This window comes from Oribacterium sinus (genome assembly GCF_963553175.1).
GTDB lineage: Bacteria > Bacillota > Clostridia > Lachnospirales > Lachnospiraceae > Oribacterium > Oribacterium sinus_B.
In genome coordinates this window covers 1-7,487 of record NZ_CAUVME010000054.1, presented here as the reverse complement: position 1 = coordinate 7,487, position 7,487 = coordinate 1, and the positions used below count along the sequence as shown (strand labels likewise).

Annotated in this window: 6 protein-coding genes, 2 tRNA genes and 1 pseudogene; 1 reads left to right on the top strand and 8 read right to left on the bottom strand. The window is 39.3% G+C overall.

What is annotated here, in order from left to right; genetic code table 11:
- Nucleotides 1-107: 107 nt before the first annotated feature.
- A pseudogene (locus RYO92_RS11255) lies at nucleotides 108-352 on the bottom strand (IS1634 family transposase); the annotation flags it as partial.
- A 304-nt stretch (nucleotides 353-656) separates the two neighbouring features.
- Here RYO92_RS11255 and RYO92_RS10395 point away from each other — a divergent pair.
- A tRNA-Ser gene (locus RYO92_RS10395) sits at nucleotides 657-742 on the top strand.
- Nucleotides 743-892: 150 nt separating this feature from the next.
- On the opposite strand, the gene RYO92_RS10390 is transcribed toward RYO92_RS10395, so the two are convergent.
- From RYO92_RS10390 to RYO92_RS10360, 7 genes are all read right to left on the bottom strand, one after another.
- Nucleotides 893-1,306 carry a hypothetical protein gene (locus RYO92_RS10390; RefSeq protein WP_007156362.1) on the bottom strand — a complete coding sequence of 138 codons (414 nt, stop codon included), beginning with the start codon at nucleotides 1,304-1,306 and terminating at the stop codon, nucleotides 893-895.
- A 128-nt stretch (nucleotides 1,307-1,434) separates the two neighbouring features.
- Nucleotides 1,435-1,517, bottom strand: a tRNA-Leu gene (locus RYO92_RS10385).
- 73 nt (nucleotides 1,518-1,590) lie between these two features.
- Nucleotides 1,591-1,881, bottom strand: a complete 291-nt coding sequence (locus RYO92_RS10380) for a helix-turn-helix domain-containing protein (protein ID WP_007156363.1) — start codon at nucleotides 1,879-1,881, stop codon at nucleotides 1,591-1,593.
- Nucleotides 1,878-2,234, bottom strand: coding sequence for a type II toxin-antitoxin system RelE/ParE family toxin (locus RYO92_RS10375; protein ID WP_308578825.1), 357 nt, complete (start codon nucleotides 2,232-2,234; stop codon nucleotides 1,878-1,880). The genes RYO92_RS10380 and RYO92_RS10375 overlap by 4 nt, the downstream gene beginning before the upstream one ends.
- Nucleotides 2,235-2,322: 88 nt before the next feature.
- Complete coding sequence (gene topA, locus RYO92_RS10370) at nucleotides 2,323-4,332, bottom strand: type I DNA topoisomerase (RefSeq protein WP_315370332.1); 2,010 nt, start codon at nucleotides 4,330-4,332, stop codon at nucleotides 2,323-2,325.
- 398 nt (nucleotides 4,333-4,730) lie between these two features.
- The gene (gene dprA / locus RYO92_RS10365) at nucleotides 4,731-5,633 is read right to left on the bottom strand and encodes a DNA-processing protein DprA (RefSeq protein WP_315370331.1); all 903 of its coding nucleotides are present in this window, start codon (nucleotides 5,631-5,633) and stop codon (nucleotides 4,731-4,733) included.
- A gap of 2 nt (nucleotides 5,634-5,635) precedes the next feature.
- On the bottom strand, nucleotides 5,636-7,216 hold the full coding sequence (locus RYO92_RS10360; RefSeq protein ID WP_315370330.1) for a YifB family Mg chelatase-like AAA ATPase: 1,581 nt from the start codon (nucleotides 7,214-7,216) through the stop codon (nucleotides 5,636-5,638).
- Nucleotides 7,217-7,487 lie beyond the last annotated feature (271 nt).

Below are 7,487 nucleotides of genomic sequence, written 5' to 3'. Positions count from 1 at the left end.
CAGATTAGAACCTATGGCTTAGCATTTTATTTATATCTTCATTATTAAGAAAATATAATGTCAGTGGAAGTGTTGTATTTATAGCTAGTTTCTTTATAAAGTCTGAACTCTTTAGAAATCTGTCTGACCTTATTCTTTCTCTTGTTTTTTTGTACTCACTGTTTAATTTTTTTATTTCATCAGAATAGAAGGATATAGGGTCATCAATACCTTTATCAATGAGTTCGTGGATATATCCGACTGGTTTGAAAGAACGATGTGCACCACATTTACGTTCGGGATCATAATAGCTTTCATAAATCTGGAGGCATGTACTTTTTTTATTTTTGGTTTTTTTCAAAAAATAAGATATAGAAATCATTTCCAGGACTATGATAACACTATAAAGTAAAGAGTTAAAAAATATTTTTGTCAAATATTTAAAAATAAAAAACCAGTGTTTATACTGGTTAAAGGCAGGTGCGTATAAAGTTATCCCTAAAGAAATATAGTGCTAAATCCTAAAGACGGGATTGTTGGGCAAGCTAATTTAGGGGAAAATCTCTACGAAAAACCAAGAATTTCCGGTTTTATGATAAATTTTCAGCTAGCCTTTATGATAAATTTTTAAGGATTGACATAAATTCACAATAGTTATATAATGCAGAAGTTCTATTGCAGAGGTATCGAAGTGGTCATAACGAGGCGGTCTTGAAAACCGTTTGTCCGCAAGGGCACGTGGGTTCGAACCCCACCCTCTGCGTTAAAGATAAAGCCTAGTGTATAAGCCAAAACAGCTTAAAACACTAGGCTTTTTGCTTGTCTACAAGGCATTGAGCATGAAGCACCATTTCGCTTTCGAGCAGTACTATTTCCCTACAAGCCGACCACGAAACCGACCACGCTTAACAGACTATTTCTTTACGCACGTAATGCCATGTTCTCTCAGTTTTTTCATCAAATCGTCCGTAACAAGCTCTATCTCTTCGTATGTACTGCTGAAAGCAAATTTTTTACGATAGGCACTGGCATCGAACAAAAAAATACGCCCAAACAAAGCTCCCTTTTTCCATATTCTCATTCTTCCCCCATAACTTCCTCGACTTACTATCTTTGAAAATTCAACTCTTTCGATATCATTAAGGCAATATCTTACCGGTATTCCCGACAGAACCGTCAATTCATTATTCTTAATCATGAAAACATCATATTTCTGTTCTCTTTTCGCCCAATTCTTAAAGGTAATCATTGCAGATATCATAAGTATTAGCAATAGTGCAATCATATATAATATTGCCATAAGCTCAAAATTGGAAATCTTCAGCATATTCCAAACTCCTTAAAACAAAGTATTACTTTTTAACACAAATCTTTGATTCCTATCTTTCACAAGTAGACTTTGAATCAAAAAAGACTTAGAACAAGGTATCCCCTTATTCCAAGTCTCTTCTTTCCTGCAGAAGATGGGAGTTGAACCCACATGAGTGTTACCTCACACGGACCTGAACCGTGCGCGTCTGCCATTCCGCCACTTCTGCAAACGAAAGTAGTATATCACCATCGTTTTTTTTCGTCAAGAAAAAGAATTTCAATCAAAAGATTTCAAAAGATTTAAGGCTTAGATAAAGTTTTTTCTTTAAAAGATACATCCAACACCATATCCATTCCTTCAGCCAATCTTTGTAATAGCTTTATAGAAGGATTTCTTGTTCCATTCTCCAACTTACTAATCTCCGATTGATTAATGCCGGTTTTATTAGATAAATCTTTTTGTGTCATATTCTTCGCTATTCGAGCATCAATAATAGCTCTAATGATATTCATTTCCGGCTGTACTTCTTCATAGGCTTTCGCAAATTCAGAATCTCGCATCTTATTCTGTTTATACTCTTGAAGCTTCATTTCAATTTTCCCTTTCGTGACAAGTAGTCAGCTCTCCTAAGTTTCGCAAGTTTTATTTCCTGTGCGGGAGTTTTTTGAGTTTTCTTGACGAAACTATTCGTCAAAATAATATTCGCACCTTCATAAAAGAAATACAGAGTACGTGTAATATCTGAACCAAACTTACATCGTAATTCAAAAATCCCATCCTCAAGACATTCACTATAAGGCAGTCTCAGCTGATTACCCTTCTCTTCTAGTATTTCTATTAAAGATAATACTTTTGCTCCCATTTTAGGTTCTAAGGAGTCTATAAAGTTTATTACAGGAATTTCACCATTTTCTTTCTCATAAAACTCCACAGTGAATTTCATTGTTACTACCTCGTCCATTTATTATATGAGATAAAACTCATTATCACAAGAACAATATTCCCTTTGTAACAAACTTAATATTTCCGGCTTACGCCATAATCTCCCCTTCTTTTTTCTCTCCGGTTAATGCATCCTTTGGCTTCTGCCAGGTCATATAGTCGCACTCCGGATAACGAGAACAAGAATAGAAGATTCGTCCCTTTTTACTTCTCTTCTTTACGCACTCCGCACCGCAGGTCGGACAGAGAAAACCGGCGTATTCCACATAAGGCTTGGTATTTTTACAGTCCGGAAAGCCGGGGCATGCCAGAAATTTCCCGTGAGGGCCATACTTAATGACCATCTTTCTGCCGCACTTGTCACAGACTACATCCGTTTCTTCCTCGTTGATTTTAACCTTCTCCACCTCTTCTTTGGCTTTTTCTACAGCCTCGGAAAGATCCGGATAGAAGTTTTCTACAATGGTTTTCCAAGAAGTCTGTCCCACACTGACAGAGTCCAGTAAGGACTCCAGATTCGCTGTAAAGCCCTTGTCTACGATGGTAGGAAAGTTCTTGGACATCATTTCATTTACCGCATTTCCCAATTCAGTAACGAAGATGTTCTTCTTCTCTTTGGTAATGTAGCGCCGTAAAAGAAGGGTTCCAATGGTAGGTGCGTAGGTAGATGGTCTTCCAATCCCACCCTCTTCCAAGGCCTTTACCAAAGAAGCCTCGGTATAATGAGGAGGCGCCTGGGTAAAATGCTGTTCCTTATTCCATTTTTCCACCTTAAAGGAGTCACCCTCCTTCATCTCAGGGAGAGTAACATTTTTCTCCGCCTTATCTTCTTCAGACATATATACGGCAAGAAATCCGTCGAAACGCAGACGGCTGCCGTTTAAGGTGAAAATGTAGTCCTTTGCCTGAAATTTCACCGTTTCCGTTTCATAAACAGCCGCTTCCATCCTGGAAGCCACAAAGCGCTTATAAATCAACTGATATAAACGGTACTCATCCTTTCCAAGACTTTCCTTTGCCTCGAAGGGGGTAATCTCCAGGTAGCTGGGACGGATAGCCTCGTGAGCATCCTGAATCTTCCCTTCCTTCTTATCTTCGGTCTGAGTCTTCTGACAGTACTCGGGACCGTACTCCTGTCCGATCTTTTCCAATACCGCAGCATGGGCTTCCTCAGAAATTCTGGTGGAGTCCGTACGAAGGTAGGTAATTAAACCAACCACTCCTCTTCCCTTTACATTCACGCCCTCATACAAAGACTGGGCAATACGCATAGTCTTTTGAGTCGGGAAGGAAAGAAGCTTTGCCGCTTCCTGCTGTAAAGTAGAGGTGGTAAAGGGAAGGGGCGCCTTCTTTCTTCTTTCCCCCTTCTTTTTCTCGATAAGCTTTAGCTTTTCTTTTCCAATTTCGGAAATAACGGAAAGAACATCCTCTTCCTTAGACAATGGAAGCTTTTTGTCCTTTCCGTAAAATACCGCCTCTACCTCCTTCTTACCTACAGAAAGGGTGGCACTAAGGCTCCAATACTCTTCCGGTTCAAAGGCATTAATCTCCGCCTCTCTATCGCAAATCATCTTTAGGGCTACGGACTGCACTCTTCCCGCGGATAAGCCTTTACGAATCTTCTGCCAAAGCAAGGGACTGATGGTATAACCCACCAAGCGATCCATGACTCTTCTTGCCTGCTGAGCATTGACCAAATCCATATCGATTTCTCTTGGATTCTTTAAAGCATTCTGAACCGCATTCTTGGTGATTTCGTTAAAGCTGATTCTGGAGATTTTTGCTGCATTTTTCTCATCCTTATTCAACTCTCTTTGTAAATGCCAGCTGATTGCCTCTCCCTCACGATCCGGGTCAGTTGCCAGATAAATTTTATCCGCCTTTTTGGCTTCCTTTTTTAACTTACTCAGCAGTTCCCCTTTTCCACGGATAGTAATATACTTTGGCTCATAGTCATTTTCCACATCGACTCCAAGGGAACTTTTGGGCATATCAATTAAATGTCCCATAGTTGCATCAATGGTATAGGACTTTCCTAAAAACTTACTGATGGTTTTTACCTTGGCGGGTGACTCTACAATAATGAGATTATTTGCCATTCCTTATCCTTTCCTGTTCCGGTATAACTTGCTGTAAAGCGAAAGAACACTTCCTTTATCTATAGCATGAATAAGCGCCCTTGCCTTTCTCTTTGAGTAAGTCAAAGCACTCTTACTTCATGTTTAAAGGCTATTAAAGATAAAATTTATTATTAAAAAATAATACAAAGCTGCTTTCCTAAAAATTCGTGGACACTATAAACGAATCCTAAAAAAAAAGCAAGTCGGATTCCATGAAATTTAGCTATTTCAGAGCTTTATCGGAAGATTTTGATACTTTTATAAGAAAAGTGCAAGAAATAATCAGAGATTTACTTTTGGCACTTCCAAGTATTTCGATGAAGCAGTGAACAGAACAGAAACATAAATCAGGATAATTTTTATAGGAAATTAAGTTTCTAGTTAAAGTAACTGTTCCGATTTTTTCTTCTATAATATGCAGCTTGTACACATTCACAATAACCTTCCACTTCCAGCTCAATAAGATAACGATGCAGCATGTAATTCGGAAGCTTTAATTCCTCTTGAAGACTTTGAAAATGCTTACTTTCAAAGCCCAAAGCAAGATAAATCCTTCGTTTTTCCTTTGGAAAATTTTTAATCTCCTCTTCTTTGCTTTCCTCCTTTTCCGCTTCTAAAGAAAAGTAAGATAATATGTCTCCGGCAGAGGTACACACCGATGCACCCTCCCGAATTAATCTGTTACAGCCCTGAGATAAACGATCCACGATTCTTCCGGGAACGGCAAATACCTGCTTTCCCTGTTCCAACGCTCTATCCACCGTAATAAAGGTACCGGATTTTTCCTTCGCTTCCACCACCAGGATCACATCGGAGAGTCCTGAAATCAGGCGGTTTCTTTCCACAAAATGATGGGGCAAAGGAGGGGAATGTAAAGGATACTCACTGAGAATTCCTCCATTCTTCTCAATATTTTCATACAGTCTAAAATTGCAGCTTGGATAACAGATATTTACTCCGCAGCCTAAAACCGCATAGGTTTTGCCCTTTCCTTCCAATGCCCCTTCATGCGCCGCGGAATCAATGCCGTAAGCCATTCCGCTCACAATGCCTATCCCTTTTTTTGCCAAAGTTTTCGCGATAGACCTTGCAATATCCTTTCCATATTCCGTTCCATCTCTGGCTCCAATAATGCCCACAGTATGCTCTCCTTCTTTAGGAAGAAAGCCCTTTAAATAAAGGCATTCCGGACTATCCGGAATTTCCCTTAATCGTTTCGGAAAATCCTCTTGAAAAGGCAATAATTCTCTAATTGACAGCTCTATATTTTTCTTTTCCATACTTATCCCTCAAAAGAAAACAATACCTCCTCCAGGCCTCGGTAAGAAACTGCTTCCGCCAGATGATTCATATTAATCTTCTCCTCTTCTTCCAAATCCGCAATGGTTCTGGCAAGCTTTAATATTTTATGATAGGTTCTCATGGAGAGATTTTTGAGCTTAAAAATATTCTCCATGTATTCCGCTTCCTCTTTTCCCAGTTCACAGTATTCATTTACTGCCCTAACATTCATATCTCCATTCCAACGTATCTTCTCTTCTTGAAAGAAGCGTCTTTCCTGCATTTTCCTTGCCTTTTCCACCTGTTTTCTTAAAACCGCCGAAGAAATTCCTTTTTCCTTGGTCAATGCATCCTGCAAAGTAATCGACGGCAAGGATACGCATAAATCCATTCTTTCCAGAATCGGTTTGGAAATTCCCCGTTGATAAGCTCGAATCTGTCCCGGCGTACAATGACATCGATTTCGATCCGGAAAATATCCGCAGGGACAGGGGTTCATCGCCGCCACAAAAAGACAATCCACCGGATAGGAGAAGAATTGTTGCAGGCGATGTAAGGTAACTCTTTTTTCCTCCATAGGACCTCTTAACGCTTCAATGCTTTCTTTTTTAAATAAAGGTAATTCATCCAGGAATAGCACCCCCTTCCCTGCCAATGCCAATTCTCCCGGAATCAATCTTCCGGAAGACATCCCGCCAAGCAGGGTATTTTGACTGACAGCAGAGTGGGGGGCACGAAAGGGGCGTTTCTCTATTAAGCCCTTTTCAGAAGGAAGGCAAGATGCAATAGAATAAATCTTTGTTAGCTCAAGTTTCTCTTGTTTACTCATCTTTGGTAAAATTCCGGGAATTCTCTTGGCAATCATCGTCTTTCCCGTCCCGGCAGAGCCGGAAAAAAGAAGGGCGTGATGTCCTGCCGCTGCAATCAATGCAGCTCTAACTCCATAGCTTTGTCCCAAAACATCTTGGAAATCTAAATTTTGATCTTCTTCATTACCGTTTGCATAGCTTTCATCATTGCTTCCTACAGAAGGTCCCGCTCCTATATATTTTCTCTTCTCCTTTTTTCCGTAAGGAATTTTACAAATATCCAAAAGCTCTGTGATATGAGAGCAGGAAATTACCTTTAATCTTTCACTGTTCCTAGCCTCCCGCTCATTGTCTTTCGAAACGAATACCCCCTCCATTCCAGCCTCTTCCAAGGCCAGAACCATGGGAAGCACACCGGATACAGGTCGAATCTCTCCATCTAAACCTAGTTCCCCTAAAAATCCATAGTTTTCATAGGGAAAATCGCAGCTTGGATAGAGAGCCAGTAAGGTTCCCATAAAAATGGGAAGATCGAAGGAACTGCCGTTTTTTCGCAGATCCGCAGGTTGTAAATTAATGGTAATTTTCTTCGGCGGAAGCTCCAAGCCTAAATTTTTTAAGGCAATACTCACCCGTTCTATCGCTTCCTTCACGGAAGCAGAAACATTTCCCAGAGTCATAGATCGGGGAAGCCCATTGCTTTCATCCACCTGAACAGAAACCACATAAGCATTTAACCCATGAATTGCAGCAGAATATACTTTAGATAACATTCGAATACCTCATATGCATTTTTTAAAAAAGAAATTGAAAGACGCCAAGAGCAAAAGAATGACAAGAAATAAATAATTAAAAATAGAATGATAAGAATAGAAAAGTAAAAAATGAAATCCTGAAAAAATACAATGAAAAGAAGAGCTGAAAAAAAGCAATCGAAAAGGAAAGCAACAGAATTTAAAAATAAAAGAATGTAAAATTATAGAATGTAAAATTATAGAATGTAAAATTATAGAAGCTAAAGGCAATAGAACGATAGATATATAG